This is a genomic window from Aldersonia sp. NBC_00410, assembly GCF_026342035.1.
Lineage (GTDB): Bacteria > Actinomycetota > Actinomycetes > Mycobacteriales > Mycobacteriaceae > Aldersonia.
The window spans coordinates 214,706-235,642 of the sequence record NZ_JAPENM010000006.1 but is presented as its reverse complement, the minus strand read 5'-3'; the positions used below and the strand labels follow the sequence as shown (position 1 = coordinate 235,642).

18 protein-coding genes and 1 pseudogene are annotated in these 20,937 nt (G+C 64.5%); 6 read left to right on the top strand and 13 right to left on the bottom strand.

Annotation, left to right across the window (positions count from 1 at the left end):
- Positions 1–64 precede the first annotated feature (64 nt).
- From OG921_RS15950 to OG921_RS15895, 12 genes and pseudogenes are all read right to left on the bottom strand, one after another.
- Positions 65–787 carry a recombinase family protein gene (locus OG921_RS15950; protein ID WP_266113444.1) on the bottom strand — a complete coding sequence of 241 codons (723 nt, stop codon included), beginning with the start codon at positions 785–787 and terminating at the stop codon, positions 65–67.
- A gap of 52 nt (positions 788–839) precedes the next feature.
- Positions 840–965, bottom strand: a complete 126-nt coding sequence (locus OG921_RS15945) for a hypothetical protein (protein WP_266113443.1) — start codon at positions 963–965, stop codon at positions 840–842.
- Between the two features lie 270 nt (positions 966–1,235).
- On the bottom strand, positions 1,236–2,150 hold the full coding sequence (locus tag OG921_RS15940; RefSeq protein WP_266113442.1) for a hypothetical protein: 915 nt from the start codon (positions 2,148–2,150) through the stop codon (positions 1,236–1,238).
- Positions 2,151–2,276: 126 nt separating this feature from the next.
- Positions 2,277–2,750 (bottom strand): hypothetical protein, encoded by a 474-nt coding sequence (locus tag OG921_RS15935; RefSeq protein WP_266113441.1) that lies wholly within the window; start codon positions 2,748–2,750, stop codon positions 2,277–2,279.
- A complete protein-coding gene (locus OG921_RS15930; RefSeq protein WP_266113440.1) occupies positions 2,743–3,963 on the bottom strand; it encodes a DUF3631 domain-containing protein in 1,221 nt (406 codons plus the stop codon). The genes OG921_RS15935 and OG921_RS15930 overlap by 8 nt, the downstream gene beginning before the upstream one ends.
- A gap of 132 nt (positions 3,964–4,095) precedes the next feature.
- Positions 4,096–4,314 carry a hypothetical protein gene (locus OG921_RS15925; RefSeq protein ID WP_266113439.1) on the bottom strand — a complete coding sequence of 73 codons (219 nt, stop codon included), beginning with the start codon at positions 4,312–4,314 and terminating at the stop codon, positions 4,096–4,098.
- 406 nt (positions 4,315–4,720) lie between these two features.
- A complete protein-coding gene (locus tag OG921_RS15920; RefSeq protein WP_266113438.1) occupies positions 4,721–6,445 on the bottom strand; it encodes a DUF2357 domain-containing protein in 1,725 nt (574 codons plus the stop codon).
- Between the two features lie 143 nt (positions 6,446–6,588).
- Positions 6,589–9,474 (bottom strand): hypothetical protein, encoded by a 2,886-nt coding sequence (locus OG921_RS15915; RefSeq protein WP_266113437.1) that lies wholly within the window; start codon positions 9,472–9,474, stop codon positions 6,589–6,591.
- Between the two features lie 326 nt (positions 9,475–9,800).
- The gene (locus OG921_RS15910) at positions 9,801–10,505 is read right to left on the bottom strand and encodes a hypothetical protein (protein ID WP_266113436.1); all 705 of its coding nucleotides are present in this window, start codon (positions 10,503–10,505) and stop codon (positions 9,801–9,803) included.
- A 582-nt stretch (positions 10,506–11,087) separates the two neighbouring features.
- Complete coding sequence (locus tag OG921_RS15905) at positions 11,088–11,252, bottom strand: hypothetical protein (protein WP_266113435.1); 165 nt, start codon at positions 11,250–11,252, stop codon at positions 11,088–11,090.
- Positions 11,189–11,473 (bottom strand): annotated as a pseudogene (locus tag OG921_RS15900) (integrase core domain-containing protein); the annotation flags it as partial. The pseudogene OG921_RS15900 and the gene OG921_RS15905, both read right to left, overlap by 64 nt.
- Positions 11,474–12,295: 822 nt before the next feature.
- The gene (locus tag OG921_RS15895; protein WP_266113434.1) at positions 12,296–12,730 is read right to left on the bottom strand and encodes a hypothetical protein; all 435 of its coding nucleotides are present in this window, start codon (positions 12,728–12,730) and stop codon (positions 12,296–12,298) included.
- A gap of 533 nt (positions 12,731–13,263) precedes the next feature.
- Between OG921_RS15895 and OG921_RS15890 the strand changes: the two genes are divergently transcribed.
- The 3 genes from OG921_RS15890 to OG921_RS15880 all read left to right on the top strand — a co-directional run bounded on the left by OG921_RS15890 (position 13,264) and on the right by OG921_RS15880 (position 15,141).
- Positions 13,264–13,656 (top strand): DUF898 family protein, encoded by a 393-nt coding sequence (locus tag OG921_RS15890; RefSeq protein ID WP_266113433.1) that lies wholly within the window; start codon positions 13,264–13,266, stop codon positions 13,654–13,656.
- Positions 13,657–13,835: 179 nt separating this feature from the next.
- Positions 13,836–14,597 (top strand): hypothetical protein, encoded by a 762-nt coding sequence (locus OG921_RS15885; RefSeq protein WP_266113432.1) that lies wholly within the window; start codon positions 13,836–13,838, stop codon positions 14,595–14,597.
- Between the two features lie 121 nt (positions 14,598–14,718).
- Positions 14,719–15,141 (top strand): hypothetical protein, encoded by a 423-nt coding sequence (locus OG921_RS15880; protein ID WP_266113431.1) that lies wholly within the window; start codon positions 14,719–14,721, stop codon positions 15,139–15,141.
- Between the two features lie 320 nt (positions 15,142–15,461).
- Here OG921_RS15880 and OG921_RS15875 read toward each other — a convergent pair whose 3' ends face one another.
- Positions 15,462–16,481 (bottom strand): HNH endonuclease, encoded by a 1,020-nt coding sequence (locus OG921_RS15875; protein ID WP_266113430.1) that lies wholly within the window; start codon positions 16,479–16,481, stop codon positions 15,462–15,464.
- 375 nt (positions 16,482–16,856) lie between these two features.
- Between OG921_RS15875 and OG921_RS15870 the strand changes: the two genes are divergently transcribed.
- From OG921_RS15870 to OG921_RS15860, 3 genes are all read left to right on the top strand, one after another.
- Complete coding sequence (locus tag OG921_RS15870) at positions 16,857–17,798, top strand: HNH endonuclease (protein ID WP_323182806.1); 942 nt, start codon at positions 16,857–16,859, stop codon at positions 17,796–17,798.
- 67 nt (positions 17,799–17,865) lie between these two features.
- Entirely contained in the window at positions 17,866–18,072 is a 207-nt protein-coding gene (locus tag OG921_RS15865; RefSeq protein ID WP_266113428.1) for a hypothetical protein, read from the top strand.
- Positions 18,073–19,293: 1,221 nt separating this feature from the next.
- Entirely contained in the window at positions 19,294–20,796 is a 1,503-nt protein-coding gene (locus OG921_RS15860; RefSeq protein WP_266113427.1) for a hypothetical protein, read from the top strand.
- The last annotated feature ends 141 nt before the right edge of the window (positions 20,797–20,937 follow it).

Sequence of the window (20,937 nt, the reverse complement as noted above, 5' to 3'; positions counted from 1 at the left end):
TATGAAGCAATCACTGCTCCTGCGCTGTTGGAAGCGTTGGCGGGAGCCAGATGGTGTCACCCTCCTAAACGAGTTCAGCCGCGTTGTCGCTCGTGGTCACAGCCTTGATCGTGGCCGGATACCACTTCGATTTACCGCGGGCGGTCGGGATGCCATCGGCCATCAGCCCGTCGGCGATCGCCTGGTAGGTCAGCCCCTCGGCTCGCTCGGTCATGATCCGTCGAGTGACTTTCGTTGGAAGCGATGGAACAGCGCCCAGGCGCTCGCCTCGGGCACGCTTGGCCGCCAAGGCATCCCGCGTGCGCTGACTGATCAATCGGCGCTCGTACTGCGACCCCGAGATAATGATGTTCGCCGCCATCTCACCCGCGGGAGTACCCGTGTCGATATCGAGGTCGGCGAAGTGCAGCGCCCAGCCCTCGCGAGCGGCTCGTTCCATCAGGCCCGCACCATCCACGACCGAGCGACTCAGCCGGTCCATCTTGGCCACCAGCAATCCAGCGGCACTGCCGGCGCGCACCGCTGCAAGTGCCGCGAGTGCGGCAGGGCGGCCCTTCAGGGATTTCGCACTGATGCCCTCGTCGCAGTGCTCCGCCACGATCGTCAGCCCCCTGCGTTCGGCGTACGCAGCGACCGTCGCGCGTTGGGCTTCGAGCCCGAGGCCGGAGAGCGCCTGTTCCGACGTCGACACGCGCAGGTAGGTGACCACAGTTCCGGGTGGCGCTACAGCGCTGCCACGGCGCCGTCGCCGGCGGGGTGCGGACTGGTTAACGACAGGCTGACTCACCGCTCCAGTTTAACATTGAGGGACGTCAATTTTAAAGCTTCGTCCCGTGCCATCAGGGTTCGTCTCCGAGTAAGTCGACGGCGATCGCGCTGAGGGCCGCCACCGCCCCCTGGAGTCGGGCGATCTCTTGCGGTGTCGCGAGGAGTTCCCCACGCTCGATCGCCTCGAGTAGGCGCATGAGACTCCAGCCGGTCTGCCGGGCTGCGTCAATCCGCTCTGTTGGAGTCAGTCCGTCGGGATCCACTGGCCCCACTTACCCGCCGTTGCACTGAGTCCGGGACCGCACGCTTCGACCAAGGCAGCGAGCATCGCCCACGACGTCTTCTCTGTCTTGGCCATGGCTCCAGCATGACCTGAGGAGGCGCTCAAAACACGCAGCCATGCCGACGGCACCGAGATCGCCAGCCGGATCTGCCGCCGCCGGTCACCGGGTAGTCCGTCATTGCGGTCATCCTCTTCGGCTGGCATCGAGCTTGTAGTCCGACTCGACCACTCCGGCATCGGGACTGCCGGCCAGATGCCAGGGCTTCCAAAAGGTTCCGGTGTGCTTGCCGAACAGTGGTGCGTCACGGGTGTAAGTAGCGAAATGACCACGCACCATGTGCAACCGGGTTCTGCCCGTGGGGATATGACCCCCGCCGCCCTCGCCGCGCTGCCGGGGCAGCACGATGGTGTGATAGCTCAGCGCCCCGGTGTTGCGGGCCCGGCGCATCTTCTTGGTCTTGATCGACGGCCGGTGGATCTCCTGCGTCTTCACGTTGCGGCAGTTCATCAGGCCGATGGCCCACAAGGTGGGCAGCACCATTCCCATCGCCGCCCGATCCTGCTCGTTGGTGGAGCCCGCGTCCGAGTACGACGCATAGCGGATGCGTTGCGGGATCCCCTCCGCGTCGGCTCGCATCAGAACGGCGACCGGGAAGCGGGCGATGGACCCGTCGGTCATCAAAAAGAAGAGAGTCAGCGCAAACTCACCGGTGATGAGGGTGGACCTGCCGGTGGTCCTGTCTCGCATCGACGTCGAGGTGTAGACGGCCACCTCCTGCGCGCGCGGAACCCAGTCGCCGATCCGGCCCGGCCAGGTTCCCTCGAACCACATCTTGTCGAACGGGAGGCGCTGGGGCCCGATGTGTTCGGCCAATCGCTCGGCCAGGTGAGCGCCACGCAGCGTCTCGTCCCCGACCGGCATGATGTCCTGATGTGGCGGCGCCACACCGAAATTCACCCGCGTGCACTGTGACAGCAGCGCCTCCTTGAGGTCGCTTCCCCAGAGCAGTTCGTGGTCGCCCCTCTCCGGGAAGATGACCTGCCGACCCGGCGAACAGATCGCATCGGCCACCGGCAGCGCTTGTAGTGTGCGGGTCATTTCGTCGGAACCGGTTCCCGCACGGGCCCTGGCGCGTGCTTGGGGGCGGGACGGCTTGGCTCCTGTGCCGGCTTGCGAATCGGCGTGGCCGGCACCCTGATGACTCGGCGCCGCGGTGTCCCGATGTCACCCATTGGTGTGGCTCCTTCCTGTCGGGTGGAGACCGGTCATCACGTCCCGGTCGAAGAACCGGCGAGCGCCTGGAGCACTGGCCTCGCACGCTGCGGCCAGCATGGCGGTGTCGTCGCAATCAGCGACCCACCACGCCACGATTTCGGCGGCATTGGACTTGACGCCCCGGTCGCCCTCGATGCATGCGCCCTCCATGCGGATGACGGCGATGACGCGCTTGGCGTGATCCTCGTATTGGTCGAGCAGTTGCTCGGGCCTCCACCATGCGTAGATACCGCACGTGCAGTCCTCCGAGGGCACCATGTGGTCGGGGTCATCGGGGTGGACGGTGCAGATCGCCAGGCACCTGCCGTCGTTCCAGTGCCCGCTGCCGTGGGTGATGGAGGTCAGTCTGCCGTCCTTCACGGCGAACGTGCGCACCGCAAAGGTGTCGCCACCCACCTCGAAGTCGGTCGGCAGTTCACTCATCGGCGGACCCCTCGTCCGTAGCCGATGTAGCCGATGTAGCCGCTGGAGGCAGGTACCGCTGCCAGGCGGTCGCGAAGTACTCCCGCCGATAGCCCTTGGTGACCTTGTCACCGATGCGCTGGTTCTTGTTCGCCTGGGTCACTCCGTAGTCGTGCAGCGTGCGGGCCAGCCTCTTTCCGTCCAACCTGCGCCAACGCTGGTCCATCGTGGCCAGCGCGGCCAGCAGGTCGGTGGTGTGGATCACCTCGACTCCAAGTCGGTCGAAGGTGGCCCTGATGTCGGCCAGCAGGTCGATGCCATCGCTCGGGATGGCCTGTGCTCCCGTAGCGGCTACATCGGCTACAGCGGCTACACGTGCTCGCTCCGGCCAGTCCCCGCCCGCCAGTTCGGCGACCACCAACAGCGGCCTCCAGATGTCGGCGTCACGGTTGCGGATGCCGGCCGGAATCATCGGACGGCCCGGCCCCCGGTAGTCGAGGACATCGCCGTGAACGAGTTCGGCCCAGCACCGCATCATCCAGCGGATCGGTTCGGCCTCGGGCACGTTGACGAAGCTGTCCCACGGCTCGGACTCCTCACCCGGCAACGACTTCTGCATCTGAACGACGGTGCAGCGAGTGCGCACGGTCTCGGGCACGCTGTAGATACTCATTTTCCCGGCCAGGGCCATCGCGCCGTACACCGGGAACGGCTTGACCTTGTTGTTGATCTTGCGCATCACCTTCTCGTTGCAGCCATGACCTGCATTGATCAGCCGTCTCAAATCCTCGCTGCCTCGAGTCTTGCCATTGCCGAAGACGGCGTCGAGTTCATCGAGCAAGATCGTGGGCCGACCACCCTGGTAGGTCATCGACTCGTCAATGCAGCTATAGACCGACGCTGGTGACATGTCGGCGGCGGACAGTGGCCGAGGCACCAGTTGCTCGGTGACATCCATCGCGGTGGTCTTTCCGCAGCCCGCCTCCGGCGAGACGAACAGCAGCCTCGGTGTGTGGTTCCACGCATCCATGAACCAGCAATGCGCCGCCCACAGCACGAACATGTGGCGGGAGTGGTCATGGGAGAGGCTGAGGAATCTGGCGGCAAAGGCGTCGATGAGATCGAGCACCTCCGACCCGATGTCGGGGGCGTCCTTGTAGGTCGCTCCCGCCAGGATCAGATGCTCGATATCACGCGCCAGGCTGTCGCGCATCGGCACCGAGTCACCGTTCACGGCGACTTGCACCCTTGCACTGGCACTGAACGGCGGGCCCTGGCGGATTCTTGCCGGCGTGCTCGCCGCGCTCGCCGGCGTCCCAACACGACTGCCGGGCGTTGAAGAACGCGCTGATGTCGTCTTGGACGATCATTGCGCCACCGGGTGAGCGGAGAGCAGTGCGATTACCCGTTCACGCGCCTGCGGTGCCAGCGGAGGGGCCTTCTTCAGTGCCCTGGCGACGGCGTCGACCAGAGTCTCCTCGGCCATGTCAGCACGGGCTTGGGCCAATTCGGGGTCGTCGACGGGACGGCTTCGGGTGAGCGATCCAACCACACCGCGATAGCGGTAAAAATCTGCTGTAGCCATGAGATAGGGCAACTTTCAGACGAGGCGACCAGGAAACGCTTGATGCGTGTGCGACAAATTTGGTCGGCCCGGTATCTGTTGTCTGTGCCCCGGTCATCGTATTCACTACTCGCGGGTGCGTGTCGCCTTGGTCCCGTAGCCCTTTCGGCCTGGGCGATCGCATTCCAGCGTAGCAGCTTCGGAAGGATGCGCAAGATGCTGAATCTTGCTGTCCTGCAACGTATAGACTGACTATAGGGAATTTTTCATCGGGTCATTTGTTTAGGCGCCAACGGATTTCGCTGGGCCCCGGACGTAGTACCCAGAATGGCAATCTGCCCGGTTGTGAGCCGGTCGGCGAGCTTCCACCCGGTACCTGCGGCGTCATCCGGGGGCGGAGTCGTGGGCTCCTCCGGCGTCGACCGGTTCAAACCCCGCTGTCCGCTTCGGCGAACCCCAGGGGTTCGTTCGGATCGTCGTTCTCGAAGGTCGAACTCATCGACGCCCAGGCTGCCCTCATGAGCGCCGAGACCGCTTCGACGAACACAGCCGGGTCATACGAGTCGCCGGGCCGGAGCGGGACGGCCCCGACGCCACCCCTCGTGGTGAAGTCGGCTCTCCTCGGTGGGTACAGCCGCTGCTCGACCCCCGGATATACCGCCACCGCTGCGAAGGCACCCCCGATAGCGTCGCGGTAGGTGTGCATCTTGTGGAGGTCGCTCGGCTTGAAGGTGCCCTGCTGGCCGGGCTGCTCGTCGACCTCCTCCCCGACACCCACGAGCTCGGCACCGAATCCGTCGAGGCGGTATTTCGCGTCGAGGAAGATCCGGCGCCGCCTCGATCCACGTCGCACCTCGATGGAGACATCCGGGCGGAGGGTCAGCGAGTACGAAGCGGCGGTCCCTAACTCGCGGGGGTCCGTGCTGGCATGCCGATACGACTCGTTGTACGTGACCCGCACGTCACCATGAGGCAAGCGGAACGCTACCGAACTCTTCCGACCTTCTGCGAGGTTGACGTGAAGGCCGTCGGGGAGCGTGCGGATCACCGCGGTCGCCGAGTCCTCGGCCTGTGCTCCACGGCCAAGGACCGATCCCACCGCACGGACCGTCTCGAGGAACACCCATATCTCGTAGAGGCGGGCCACGTCGCGGTTCTCCTGAAGTGTCCGGAACCGGTCCCAGACGACATCCGCGGTGAGGATGAACTCCCGATATAGACGCAGCAGCCGGTTGTATGCGTCCTCCCGCAAGAGAACCTGCGAGGTGGAGGCGAAGGTCGTGAGGTCCCCGACCTCCGCGAAGGGCGTGAGCCGGAGCAGTGATGCGAAGCGCACGGCGAGGTCGTCGGCGTCTCGCGCGAGCGAAGGCCATTCGGCTCGTCGAGCGGCGTCAGCGATGCTGAGAGCCCGCTGTCGGAAGTTCGTCACCACGAAGCGGACGAAGCGGTTCTCGTAGGTGTCGTAGTCGACCTCTCGCCGGCCCGCGGGCAGCCGCACCGGTCCGAAGGTCCGCCCGGACTTGGTGAACGTCTGCCGTGCCCCAGGCGACACCAGACGTCGCTGCTCTATCTCGGAAACCATCGCGATCGATCGTGGGTCCGTCGCGATCGACGCGAGCTGCGCTGGGGCGATCTCCGGAGCCAGCCATGCGTCCATCGACTCGACGCGCCGGATGACCCGGCATTGCGGGTTGCGGGAGATCTGCTCGACGGCCTGCGAGACGTCCTTCGCGATCGAACGCAAAAAGACTAGGTCTTCATACGCGTAAGAGGCTGCGCGCGTGGTCCGAGCGGTCTTCAGCGCTGTCGGACTCGCGACCGTGAGCGCGAGGGCCCGGATGGCTTTGACCACGCTCATGACGAGCCATTCGAAGTCCGCGTCCGGATCGCCCAGCTTGCGCACTCGGATCCTCGCTGCGACCGCGGACTTGTCCTCTGGGCTCGTCGGGTCGAAGACTATCGAGGTGAGCCCGATGAGGTTCCCGGTTTCGAGCCGGAATACAGACTCCTGGGCTCGCGCAGCGGAGACGGCCTGCACGCGTGGCTCGCTGAACCCAGCGCGCTCACATGTCGCACCGGCCACGCGCACCGTATAGGTCGACTGTTCCTCCATGACAACTCGAGCGGAGTCACCGTCCTCTTCGATTGACATCCCGGTCCGATGGGGTGAAGCGATCCCCCGCCAACCTGCGACCAAGGGCAATGCGTCGTCCCAGGACTCGCGACCATCGGACGCGACGATGGTGACGACAACGCCATCTCGTTCGCGACGGAGCGCAGAGAATCGTCGCATGCTCACTCGAAGAAGCTGGCGTAGCCCTCGTCGCGGAGCTGTAGCAGCATGCGAGCGATTTTCCTGGCGGTGCGCGGATACCGCAACTCGTCGGTCCGAAGCGGCCACGGACCGGACCGCACCATTGCGCGGGCAGCTGGGAGCCCCGGGGATTCGGCCTGAGCGACGTTCTCGGTCGCATCCGCGACCTCCTCGTCCTCGCCGTCGATCAACTCGGGCGCATCGCCGGTCGCGGCTTGGATCTGCTCGACGGCGGACCAACCATCGCCGCCCGCGATTGCCTCCATCCGTGTGAACAGCTGCTCAGGGTCATCCGCGAGTAGCCCGGCGCGATCGTTCCGGCGCGCGCCGGGGGTGAGGCACACGGCGAGGAGTCCACGCAACGGACGCTCGAGTCGCTCACGGGAGCCGGCCAGCTTCGGAAGGACCTTTTGGAGCAGCTGGACATCTAGCGCGACGCGCCTGGCATCTTCGCCCTCTCCGAGAAGTCCGCCATCCCCGGCTTGCTCGACGAAGGCGAGTATCTCGTTGCGGACCCGATACCCGAAATGCAGCCGGTCGCGTGCGAGCACGGCGTTGACCGCGACGAGCTCGGTGAGCCAGGGTGTGTCGAGGCTCGGCTCGGTGAGGTCAACGAATCGACCCCCGCGCGCGAAGTGATCGCGTGTCTTGCGCCGCTCAGCCGCGGCGTTACCAGTCGAGCCGTCAACGCCACTCTTCGTAAGGTCGACATCGAACAGCTCGACGACGTTCGCGCGGTCGAGGACCTTGCGACTGAACGGATGGGTCGTCTCGTCGATGTTGACGGTCCCTATGAGGTAGACATTCGGCGCGAGGCCGACCGTCGGCGGGACGGCGCGCCCATCGCCACTGGTCGGGAGGTTACTACCCATCGTGTGGAGCACGATCTGCTCGTCGGTGACCTGGCCATCCGGAGTGACGCGCCGCGACTCGAGCACGCTGAGGTAGTCGGCGAGATAGTGCTCGACGCGGGCGAGGTTCATCTCGTCGAGGAGAAGGATGTACGGACGCGCATCGCGGCCCCTGGCCTTGAACTCGGCCTCGGCGTCGAGCAGCAGGCGCGTCGTGTCGGTCATGACGAACGTATCGGTGAGGAGGTTGTGGAAGCCGAGCAGGCCCTTGCCATCGACCCAGTCCGGGCGGACCGAGACGAAAGCACGAGTGTCCTTGTCGGTCAACAGATCCTGGAGCGCAAGTGCGACCTTCGTCTTCCCCGTGCCTGATAGCCCGGTGAGGATCAAGAACGGCTTGGTACGCAGTGCGAGGTAGAGGTCTTCGAGCACCCACGACTCGAACCAGAGACCAGCGCCAGCCGCGACGCTTCGCAGGACACCAGGCACGGCGGACGCATCCATCCAATTCAGGCTCTCGGGAGGTTCAGCAGTGATGAGTCCGATGCCTGCTTGTTTCGTGGGGGTGTCCGTCGACCCCATGTCGAGGACGCGCCAATACACCCAGTCGATGTCGGAGAGCGAAGGAAGCCCACTCTCGGCGAGTAGCAGTTCCCCACGTGCGCGGACCTCCGCCACTCCAGCCGCGGGACCGTCCTCCACCAGCGGCCAGCCGAGCTTCTCGTACGCCCCGTGCACCGTCGCGTTTACCGCCGGCTGTCCCCAGTCGCGAACCATCGCGTAGAAGCCGGTCCACACCGCGATGGCGAAGCCGCGGACGTGCCGATCACCACCGACGAGGGCAGCGATGCGGACGTCGAACGGGCTTGTCTCATCGAGAATCCAGTCGATCGCGGCCCTGATCGCCGGCACATCGTCCCGCTCCCTGCCGACCGCTCTCGCGAGGCCGGTCCAGTGAAGGTTGCCATGTGCAGTGACGCGACCCGCTTGTTCCGCGGCACGGAGCTCGGCCTCATTGAGCGGGGTCGGGGAATTCGCGCCGTACCTATTGCCGTCGATCTCGACATACCCGAACGGCAGGAAGCGGTCGCGAAGACCAGCCCAAAGGGCATCATCGGTCAGGGTGTCTCGCTGCTCGATCCACGCAGCCAGCTGGCGGCACGCCACCTGATGGAGGTCGCCATGCTCGAGGCGCTCACGCTTCAACTCGGCGACGGCGACGTCGAAGAGGTCCCGTCGGAACCCAGGTGGGATCCGTCCCGACTCATCGGGCTCCACGGCCAGGTCGGCCGCGCCGAGACCAGCGGTCTGTATGTCCGTGCGGTCGTCCGGGTATACCCAGTCCACGAGCGGGCGGACTGCGCGCGTCAATCGCACCAGGTCGTCGACGAACGCCGGTGCGGCACCGTCCACCTCCTCCGGCGTGAGATACCTTGAGATGCTGGCTCCACCTTCGGACGAGGCGCCAGCGGACCTGAGCCACTCCTCGAAGGTCCGGAACTCGCCGGCCCCCGCTGGCATGAGCCATTTCTTGCGAAACGACCAGTCGGACCCAAGTCGCTCGGTGACGTCCTCAACGACGCCACGGGGCGCGGTCTGCATCCGCTCGTGTACCCGCGCGAACTCTCGACCGAGCTCGTCGCGAGTGTGGGCGGACTTAGACTGGCTGGCACCAGACCCGAGGCAGAAGCACAGCTCGACGCCGCTGGGTTGGACGATGAGCGCGACCTGCAACCCGAACGACTTGTGGGGCGAAGCAGACGGGTATGCGCAAGACCAGAGCAATTTGGCCACGTGGCCGCTGATGCTGGGCCGGTTCACATCCGACTTGAACGGCCGCCAGTCGACCGACAGCTGGTCAGCGACCGAGGTTGCCGCGGCGCGGAGGCGGGTCCGCAGGTCGGCGATGCCCGATACCTGGTCCTCCGTCAGATCCCTGGTCTGAGTACCGCCCGCGAACTGCCCCAACAAGGCGCAGTCCAGCTCGGTGAACGCCGGAGCGCCTCCCACTGACATGTCCACTACCCTCCGCGTTGTGACTGCGCCAACGGGCCCAACGACCGTGGGGGACGGTGTAGGCATCGTTCGGTAATCCGAAAGCTAACCGACGTTACCGCCCGGGGAGGGCAGGTGTGGGGCTCTGCGACGTCCGCGATTCGCGTTGCCGCGGTGCTCGCCACCGTCCATCACCAAGCGACTCAACAGGCCGGCGTCCGCTCATCGTGATCTGGCATAGGCCCGCTCTTCCGCGCTATCGGTGGGCGCTCTCCCGAACCGAAAGCTCTCATCGGCGCCTGAAAAGCGGCGGCCGGTCTCAAAGCTCATCGTCCTCGGCCAACGGGTCAAAACTCGTCGTCCGCCTCCGCGAACTCCAAGGGGTCGTACGGGTCGTCGTCATCGAACGAGTCCACGCCGGCGTCGAGGGCCTGCGGCAGTTGCTCCAGCTCGTCGAGCTTCTCGACGATCGCCCCCCACAACTCCCGCGGCACTACGGACTTGACCGCGTCTGCGAGCTGGCCGACCTGCGTCCTCAACACAGCGATATCGCGACCCTGGTCCCCGGAATCGATCAACGACTGCAACCGACCAGCCGCAGCGATACCCGTAGTGACATCTACCTTGGTATCCGAGTCGACAAGGTGCTCATAACTTTTCACCAAGACCGTTTCGAGGAATGCAAGCGGTGTGATCGCGTTAACAACGCCCTCGACGAAGTCGACGTGGTTCTCCCGAGCGCGGCGTTCGAGGATCTCCCGGTATGTTGCCTTGGCCACATTCTGCACGGGAAAGTGCCGCACACAATGGTTCCTGACCGAGTCGAGCGTGATCCGGTCGCACTTGTCGAGCACGGCGTTGTCTTCCCCAAGGGCGCGCAAGACCATCGCGTAGCTGGCTCCGCCGGCGAGCAGGTCGTTCACCTTCTTTAGAGCCTCGTCGTTTCGGCACACGCGGCATCGGGGTTCGATGTGAAATCCGTTGCGCGGGGCCCACTGCATCGAATCCATGAGTTCGTCGACGGGGGTGGCGAGCGCCTCGGATACGGACATGGCTTTCACTCCTCGATCCGCAGCAGATGCACCGTGGTCGATGCACCAGTTCCAGTCTCTCAGAGCGAGGGCCATCGGCGTAGCCGAGAACGCTGTAGTTTTGCGGCACTTGAACGACCTTGAATGTCGGCAGACGGTGCGACTTCTATAGCAGCACTATAGCTTTCGACTTCTCCACGTTGCCGAGCGTAAAGATCCGCATACGCGCGCGTGGCCGGAGACCACCATCGGCAATCCACCGGAGTCGTACCTCACACGATGATGATCTGGACCGCCGAGGCCAAGCGGGGCACGTCAGTCGTTCTGATCGTCTTGCAGCATTGACAGATCCCACTGCACCCGGTCGATCTCGCAAAGATCTCTGCGTTGTCCGGGTCGTATCCGGCCTCGATCAGCACCGCACGCTGCTCGTCGTCCACGAGGGCGCACGGAGATTTCCTGGAGTCGCTGTGGCAGCGCAACGAACGCCTGATCGGCAGTAGTCATCCACTGCGGGAGGCGATGACTACGGCGACGGGCCGCACACCCATGGCGCGGCTGGGATAACGCTGCCACAAACCCTTCCGGCATACAGCAGAGTCGCTAGCTCTCGTTCGCCCGCCGGTCGGCCTCGACGAGCAAGTCCGTCAACTCGACCCGAGCATCCAGCGCCACGTCCGGGTCGTCGGCGATGAGTGCGACCCGCTCGCTAGCGTAGCCATGTCCAACGATTGGTGGCGCCGCACGGTGTTGTAGGCGTGAACCCATTCGTCGATTCCTGCCTGGGCAGCCTCGATCGATTCGAATGCGCCTGTCTCGTCGAGAAGTTCGCGTCGCAACGTCTTGTGGAAGCGCTCGACCCTGCCGGTGGTCGTTGGAGGGCGTCGTTTGGTTAATCGGGCGGTGATGCCGTTGTCGCGACAGATCCGTTCGAAGAGGACCTCGGCCGGTAATGGTCTGGTGAACTTGCCGGTGAACTGTTTGCCGTTTGGAGTTCCTGCGGTCGGTCCACAGCCGTGTGATTGGCCATGCCACCACGGTGACCGATGGAAGCTCGTCCGCGAGTTGATCCCCGACCTGGTACGCGAATCGGGCCGACGTGCCGAAGTGCGGTAACTGCGCGGAGACGATTTGTTGAGCGGACGTTAGTGGGGCAAGTCTCCGGGTTCGGCGACGAAAGTTCGCCGGGGTTACCCGGGGCGTTCGGTAGCTTGGCGGATGCGCCGACCGAGTCGCGACATTGCACCGGTCGACGGCTTCGCAGCTAACACATAGCGACGTGTTCTCGATGGACGTGTACCCATCGGAGACACTTGAGGAGACGAGATGCGAGGTTCAGCCCAAACCAGCCGACTGACTGTCGGACAGGCGATGTGGCCGAGCGAGCCGCGAGAGTGCCCGGTTACTGCGCCACTGGTCGACTCGGTCAACGAGGTCCGTCCGTTGCTGGTTGCGCGTGGCTCCCTCGGCAGGGAGTCGACCTATCAGGACCTACGCAACTGGTGCGGAGGCTTCAGTACAAGGACCAGGGAATCATTCGTCTTCTCGATGCAATTGCCTGGGACTGCCATCTGCGCGGCGAGCCGAACCTGGTCGCGTTCGTTACCGACAGGAACGGCAAACCGGGGGGCACATGGGATCCTAAGGACGTCAAAATTCAACGCGAGCGCGTGAGCCAGTGGTGGCGCAACATCTAATGCCGACTCGGGCTCTGCCCCCTCACAGCACGTTCACGAGCCGCTGTTGCGGACCCTCGAGGACCGATTCTTCGTACTTAGTGGCCGGTTCTCTGCAACAAATCTATAGGTTTGCTACACCCCTTCTCCAAGTAGGGCATTCCGGAAGTCCTTGACCACCCTGGCGTTCCAATAGGCCACCTTTCCAGCAAAGCTGTAGTGCCGCTGGGAGTGGATCCACAGGCTGTCGTAGGTGATCCGGTCCCTCGCGTCGCGGCCCTCGTTGAGTGGCTCGATGCTGCGCAGGATCTCGGCCAGGGTGATTCGGTGGAAGTTGCCGCCCTCCCGAATGATTGGGACACCGCGCCAGTCCAGGAGGCCGTTCACGGCAATGCAGACAGACTCATCACGACAGATCCGGCAGCGCGGCTCTCTGCGCTCGAAGTCGGCCCTCACAGACTCCGCCGCCCACGTCGTCGCCCTCGCCCAACGGTGGTGGCCCAGCGGCTGCACGCAAAATTCAGGGGAGGCCAGGGATCGCCGGTTGGCAGCCGATTCGGACAAGGGCATGGCTTGTACTCCTCGCTCCACCGGAGACGCACCGTGGTCGATGCTTCCAGTCAGTCTCGCAGGGCGAACACCCAAGGCGCAGCACGAAAGCACCTATACCTTTCATGGGCTTTCTGCGGCGCTCGAAGTTACTTGATCGTCGGCACGCCACGAGACTTCTATAGCAGCACTATAGGTTTCGACCTCGCCGTGATGCAGAGCGCCATAGCGTCGGCGGATCTACCATCGGTATACGTTGCGGACTATGGCAGAACTACGGTCGACATGATCGATGGGGTAGTCCAGCGGTGTCCGCGTAGGCCAGGTCAACTCGGCTTCGCGGCCCTCGTTCAGCGCGGAGGCACGCGACGTAACAATTTGTGCGATCCGTTCCGACCTCGGTGCTCCCCACTGCCCTGTACTGGGGTCTGCAGGAAGCAATGGGAAAAGCACAAGAGTCGTCCGTCCTCGTTTTCGGTGACTTTTGCCGCGGAACGCCCACCGTGCCCGATCCGATGAAATGAGTGAATCCACAACTAGATCGGAGTTCTATCATGGCGCGGCAACATGGCCGGTTCCATTTCGACGGCGGAGCAGGCACCTACGTGGGGACTGGCCTGCTCGCCCTGTTGATCACGGTGTGCACCCTCGGGATCTGCTACCCGTTTGCACTCGTGCTCAAGGAACGTTGGCGCGCAAAGCACTCCTGGATCGATGACCGACGTCTGGTTTTCACCGGATCGGCCTGGGGGCTTTTCGGTATGTGGATCAAGTGGTTCCTGCTAATCGTTGTGACGGTGGGCATCTACTTGTTCTGGGTCGGTCCACGAATCCAGAGGTGGAAGTGGGAGAACATCGCCTTCGAAGACGTCGCCCCCGAGGCCGTCGCCCCGCACATCGTCGCCCCGCAAATCGTCGCCCCGCAAATCGTCGCCCCCGCTGTCTGAAAGTAGACCTCCCGGTCCGCGCTCGTTTCCGCTCCCACGAAACACGAAGCGGAATCGAGCGCGCATTCCATCGAACGTCGGTGCGACACGGCGAACTGTTCGCCATCACCCGTCACCAACCCTGAACTGATCCAGCGCGAACCCGAGGCCCTCCTTCCGGTTCGAGAGAGAACACTGTCGTGACCTACATCCGCGCCGCCACCGACGCCGCCGCCAATGCGGCCAGACACCTACAGCGTTTCGGCTACAGCGACGCCCGCGCCCTCGGCGGAAACTCGGATGTCGGACTCGATGTGCGCGCCCGCGGCGCTCTTGCGCGGGTGAACTGGCGCGGCACGCCGACCGAACGGACCGAGCTGGAGGCACTCTGGGGCGTTCGTGGCACCGACCAGCACGCGGCGCTGTACTACTTCGCTGCCGCGCCTTATACCCGCGCAGCAGTCGACTACGCCGACACAGTCGGCATCACCCTGTTCGTACTCGATCCTGACGGCCAGCTCCGTCCGGCAAATCAACGGGCGCAGCAGACCCTCGCCCACCCCTTCACGTCCCCGTTCGCGGTACGAGGCACTCCCCGAGCCTCGGAGGGGTTCTGGGCGCGGCTGTGGCGGTGGTTCGTGCCCGTCTGGAAGACGCACTGGCGCATCATCTGCGCGGTGTTCTTCACCTTGTCCATCCCGGTGTCGCTGTTCGACACCGAGACCCCGCTCGGGCAGCGGATCTCGATGGCGATCATCAGTGTCGTGTGCGCCCCGGTCTTTTGGAAACTGCACCTCGACCACCGCAGCCGCCGCCACGCCGCGGATATGGCCACGGCAGCCGACCCGCTCGCGGAACGTGCCGAACACCAGCACCAGCTCTACCTGCAGGGCGATCAACGCGGACTCTACGGCGACTACAGCCCCGCCGACCTCGACCGACGTGATTCTGCGAGCTACTGATATCCCCAAGCCGCCGCTATTCGGAAGCAGCGAATCGCGGGCCAAGGTCGCCGGGCGTGCGGAACCGACTCCGCCCACCGCCAGTCCAACAAACAACATCCGAAGAAGAAAGCAAACCCTAATGAAACGCACAATCGCTGCCGCCGTCCTGGCCGCAGCAAGCACGCTCGTCCTCGCACCCGCCGCCTCGGCTCAGTCCTGGGGATCCAGTGGATCCAGTGAAGGTCCGGCCCCGACCCCCTCCTACGACGTGGTGCGCTACGGCGTCTGCTCGGACGCGAGCTACGGCTACTTCGACTACCGCGCCGCCGACGGCGACATGACCGGCGAGTACTACACCACGCTGCCCACCCGGCAGAGCAACGGCACCTACTGCGGCTACCTGGACGTGACCATGTACGACCCGGACGTCACCGACGCGCTGCTGGTGTCCTTCGACGCGCCCTCCTGGTCGGACTACACCTCGGTCTCGATCTACCTCAACGGCGTGCTGCAATGCCGCGACACCAACGACTACGGCTATGCCTACTGCGCCAACTACTGACCCAAACATCAACGGAACCAGATAGGCCCGCCAGGTGCGCTCTCCTTGACCCGGCGGGCGGCATGATTAGCCGTATAACGACGAGCCTGCGCCGCACGGAAAAGGTTGGGTTGATGTAGCTCCGGAGCACCGCCCGACCGGCACGAGTTCACCGCGTACCAAGGTGCTCGTCGGCTGGCAGGCGTGCCGGTGCGGCAGCGCGCACCGGACGCACTAATTCCAGGTGTGTGGGGAGACTGTCGCGACACCGCCAATGGGTGACGTGTGCCGGTCGGCGGACCTCGACAGTCGCTGACAGCGCGTATTTGCCGAGTGCTGCTTCACACGCGTGAGGAAAGTCCTGAGGGTCCGTCGGTGGTCAGCAGCCAGACGGCAGCGACAAACTCGCGTCGCTGACGGGCTCGGTCGGCGGCCGTCGGCCCGATGGTCCCCATCGTGATCTCGATCGTGCGGCGCAACGGATGCGGCGACAGGTCGATAGCATCGTTTCGCTCCAGCAGCCGCTTGATTTCCAATGCCGACGGCGGGCGGTTGCTCTTGGTCATATTGCACGGCGCGCACGCGAGCACGAGATTCCAGATGTGATTGAGATCCGGGCCGCGCCAGCTTCCAGTGTTCATCCAGGAGAACGGAAACACGTGGTCGACGTGCACGTCGACGCCGAGATCTTCGAACGGCGCACCGCAGTAGAAGCATCGACCACCTTGGAAGCCGTCAATCGCCTGCCTTACTCCGGTCACCGCAACGCGGCGCACCAACAGCGTCTCACTGTCGACGCTGACGTCGACGCCACCGATCAGACTTCGACCGATCCCTGCATCGAACGACGTTTCCACGATCGACCATCGAGCGTCGAGTTCGGACACAAGCAGCGTGTCCACGGCTGCGACCTTCACCAGCTCGGACGTGAAGCGCACCATTCGGGCGTTCCCCCTGCCGACGATCTCGTAGAACGTATGTGGCACTTCACCGATCGCGCGCAGGTTGTGAAACTTCTGCATCACCATGCCGGGCATCGACTTCACGGCCGCATCGACGAGTTCGTCGCTCGGCCTGCCCTCGGCCAGCGATTCGGCCCGTTCCCGCCGCAGCACGGACAAGAAGTCTCCGTCGCTGAGGGTCTGCGCCGCCGGGGCTTGCGGGAATTCACCGGGACGCGTCACGAGAGCCTGCGCGTACGCCGCCGCGAGGTCACGCAATGGCACACCGTCGTGCCCCTCGCGCGCCAGATCGAGCAACGCCGATCCCAGCGCGAACTTGTATGTGCGCGTGTTCACGCCCATGAGCACGACCTGACGCCACGAGGTGAGCGCACCGGGTTCGGCAAGGAAGGACGACATGGAATCGAGTATGACTCGGCGGGCCGACAAGCCTCTCGGGTATGCCGGCCTGGTCAGGAATCAGAGAACCACTCGCCGGTAGTGGGAACCAATGTGGTCGCCGCGAAGTCCAAGTAGGCAGAGCTCGCCAGGTGCTCTAGGTCTCCTGGAGTATCCGGCGCGGTGACCCAGGATGCGGAACCGAACCAGCCCGGCGTGACTGGTGAACAACATGCATTTCTGCCCGGTCCGCATCCGGGGGCCGCGGGTTGCAAGTGCAGGTAACGGTGATCGTCCTGGCGGTCGAGTCATCCTATTGCCGTGGTGTGTCAGCCCGGTCCTGTATATCCAACGTATTGGCCGACGATGAGACCAGGGGATGAAGGTTTGACACAGGTGGAAGGCGCGCGCGCATGGCTCGCGCAGTCGAAGCAGGAGGATTATCGACGCCTCATAGGCAGCGATCGCTACGACGACGATGCAGCATCGCACTACTCGTGGGATAGCTCGGTGCCGAGCCACGCCACTGTCGCCGAAGGCGACGCGATCGTCATTTGGGACAACCTGCTTCTCGGGGCATCCGTGATCGAACATATCGAGCACGGCACCAAAGAGAAACGGACCAGCCGATGCCCGGAATGCGGCCGCGCGAATGTGGTGATGCGGTCAACAATGCAGCCGCCCTATCGGTGCGACGACTGCCACGCGGAGTTCGACCAGCCCGAATTCACGACAAAGACGGTGACGACATATCGCAGCAACCACGGACAAGCTTGGGTCGATCTTGAGGGTGTGCTCGACGGTCCGACGCTGCGATCCGTGTGCGTGTATCCCAAATCGCAGAACAGTTTCCGGCAGCTGAGGTGGGACGATTTTCGCGCCGCGCTACGTGGCGCCACGCAGGGTGACCCGCTGCGCGTCCTCGACGTGACGTCGGAGCAGATAGCCGGCGGGCACAAGACACGGCCGGTACGGGTGAGAATCGGGCAAGCCGCATTCCGAGCGGCATTGCTCGCCCAGTACGACCGAACATGTGCGATCACCGGGCCGTGTCCAACCGACGCGCTCGAAGCCTGTCACCTCTACAGCTATGCCAAGGTCGGCGAGCACAAGGATCAGGGCGGCGTCCTCCTTCGCCGAGACATCCATCGGCTGTTCGACATCGGCCTCATCGCGGTGGATGGCGCCGGCGTTGTAGATGTCGCCGCCGAACTGCTGGACTACCCGACATACCGAGATCTGCACGGAACAAGGGTCCACATAGACCTCAGCGAGAAGCAGCGCGCATGGCTCCGAGGGCATTGGACGGAATGGCGTTCCGCAGCCGACGGCGGGTAGCGACCGTGTGAATTGTTCTGCACGAACACCCCTCTGCACGAACACCACCACCACCAAAGGAGCGCCATTGTTCGACACCACGCACACCGCGACCGTGTGCATTCCCGCTGGCTCGTTCCAGGTCACCTCGCACCAGGGGCCGGCGTCGGCCATGCTCGACGGCATGCTGGCCGCACAGGGGCGCGCAGGGCCGATCACCTGGACCCAAACCGAACCGACGTTCGCACGCGGTACGACCTTCGCTGGCGCAGCCGTGACGGTCCATGTCGCCTGACGTGCCGGGTACGGGTTTATGTGTGTCTCAAAGCGCTCGTGGCGGGCCGGGTCCGGCGCGAGCTTGGTGATCAGACCTCACGTGGGGACTGAACATCGGCCCATCTGTATCGCTCGCGATTCGCGAGACGTGCTGTGAATCAGGTTGCTCGTAGGATACGCCGGCGCCGCCGTGCGACACCATAGCGAGAGCAGCCTATAGCCCACTTGCAGTTCGCCTTTCGTAGAGAAGTGGGGGGCATCGGCAGGCGCGGCGAATTGGTCAGCCGGGCTTGGCGATCGCCATTGTGAACGACCTCAATACGTAAGGTCGGGTTGTCCGCGCATCCGCCGGGGTGGCCAATCGCGCGCGGAAATCCTGCTCCGCGCACGAACGAACAAACAATCACGGCGTGCCATCCCAAGTCGATACGGCTCCGAGGATGCCGGACAGTTGGCCAGCATCGCGGATGTATGCAGATTCCCTGCACTTGACTGCCGAGTGGAGCAGCGGCAAGTCAACGCCAGGTTCGCTGTGTTGCTGGACGCGCGCTGTCCAGCAGTCCGGGTGTGCGGCCGCGGTGATGCACGGTCGGCAGATTCACTGTCTGCCACGCGGAATCGACGCGACCGTCGGTACCTCTCATCCGGCCGGTAACCCACCCGGATTCTGCGAGGCCGGTGCCGTCGTCGCGTATCTCACGCCGGCTCACTGCATTTATTGCCGGTTCCCTCCAGAAGAGGCGACGAGGTAGATCGCCTCGCCAACGACGGCCGTCCGGTTGGTTGGAGGCGAATCACGGTGCAGGACATCACCACCGCGCGCACTCAGGTCGTACGAGGCGCAGCATCGGGAGCCGGCCGACCAGGCATCCCCGCTCGCCCCACCACGGATCCCGATGTTGCAGGCGATCCTGGCCACCCGGGCCGGCGGCGGGCCGGCATGACGACGACTTATCGCTCCCTGTTCGACAACCCGGTATTCGGCAACCACAGCCCCCTGGTTCTGGGGTGGGCCGATGACCAGCTGTGGCCGATCGCCGACCGACTCGCCCCGTACCTGCCGGAGGACTTGACCGTCGCGATGACGCTCGCCATCGCGGGTATCGCACGGTCCCTCGTCACCGAGGAGAAGATCACCGGCAACGGGGTGCACTTCGCCCGCGGAAAGGACGCCTACCGCACACCGCGGCGATACCGCGACGGCGACCCACGTAACACTTGGCACTACACCGTCCGCGGCATGGATACCCTCGGCAGCGCCGGCCTGATCCTGCAAACCCCCGGGATCTGGTGCACGAACAGCCCGGGACGCCAGTCGGTGGCATGGGCGACCGGCGCCCTGGTGGCGCTGGTGGGGCCACTCCTCGACGTGTCCGCGCCTCGCCGGCTGACCCTACCTGCGGAGACGATCGTGCTCCGCGGCGCCGACAAGACGATCATCGACTACCAGGACACCGCCGAAACGACCGCCAATCGCGAGCAGGTGGCGGTGGTGAACGAGAGCCTCTCCCGTCTCGATCTGCGGCAATTCGGGAAGCGCGTCGAGATCCCCGTCGGACGACGAATCTTCAACGGATCCTTCGACCGTGGCGGTCGGTTCTACTGCCACGGCGCCTCGTTCCAGAACATGCGCTCCCGCGACCGTCGCCAACTGGAGTGCATGATCGACGGCGTCTTGCACCCCATGGTCGAAATCGACTACTCGACCCTGCACCCCACGATGGCGTACGCGGAGGCCGGCGCGACGATGCCGGAGGGTGACCCCTACGAGATCGACGGATTCGACCGGCGGGTGGTCAAGATCGCGGTCAACATCGCGTTCAACGGCCAGAACCGGCGCAGTGCCGTCCTGGCAGTTGCCAAGGCGCTGCACGACGACGCGGCGCTGCGCGCGGCGAACGGGGTTGAGGCTCAGCAGCGGTGGTGGGGTCACCAGACATTCACCAACCGCCTCCTGAAGGCCATCGAGTACAAACACCGCCGAATCAAGGACTACTTCAACTCAGACTGCGGAGCCCGATTCCAACGGCGGGACTCCGACATGGCCATTGAGGTCATGACTGAGATGATCCACCGGACAGGACGCTGCCCACTCCCCATCCATGACTCATTCCTCGTCGCCGACATCGACGCCGGGGCGTTACGCCAGACGATGAAGGAGGTAGCCCGACACCACGGCCTAACACTCAAACTCAAAGAATCCCGGGCCGTCTTCACCACCATCGAGGATCTCATCGGCGCGGGGTCACCGCTGGTACATACCGACATCGCTGACCAAGACCACCAACCGCCCAATGCCACCGCTCGGTGCACCGGGGGTATCCCCCAACATCGTCCAGGACACCACCACCCCGAGGTCCTCGCCGCCCGGGACACCCCCCTCGACCCCAGCCCCGCTATCCAATTGGAGGTAACACCTTCCGACCTGCAAGGACAGGAACGGCCCGATGAATCCGATAGACCCGATCATGGGAGCCGGAAACGCGAAATCGACACCACTACCTCCCTGACCGGCCCCACATCACCTGCCCGGGCGCCCAATTGGCACGATCCACCCACGAATCGACCGACAAGAAGGCCTTTCATCGGTGAAACGGCAGCAGACTCACCCCAACAGCCGGACTTGATTGAGCTCTGGGAGCTGCCGTCATGCTCGGAGGAGTCGCCGTCGAGCCAGCTGCATTGGGCGGCCCGACGTTTCACGGCAGCGACAGGCACAGTTCCCGGGGCCCCCGGTCGATGAAGCGGCTATGTGCTCGCGCCGCAATTCGGATACCCGACGGCCACCAGAACGCCCCGGCAGGCCGGGTGCGATGGTGGGCATGCTTGGCGCGGCAGGGGGCGCGGCATCGTGGTCGAGGACGATCCGGAGCGGTGGGACAGC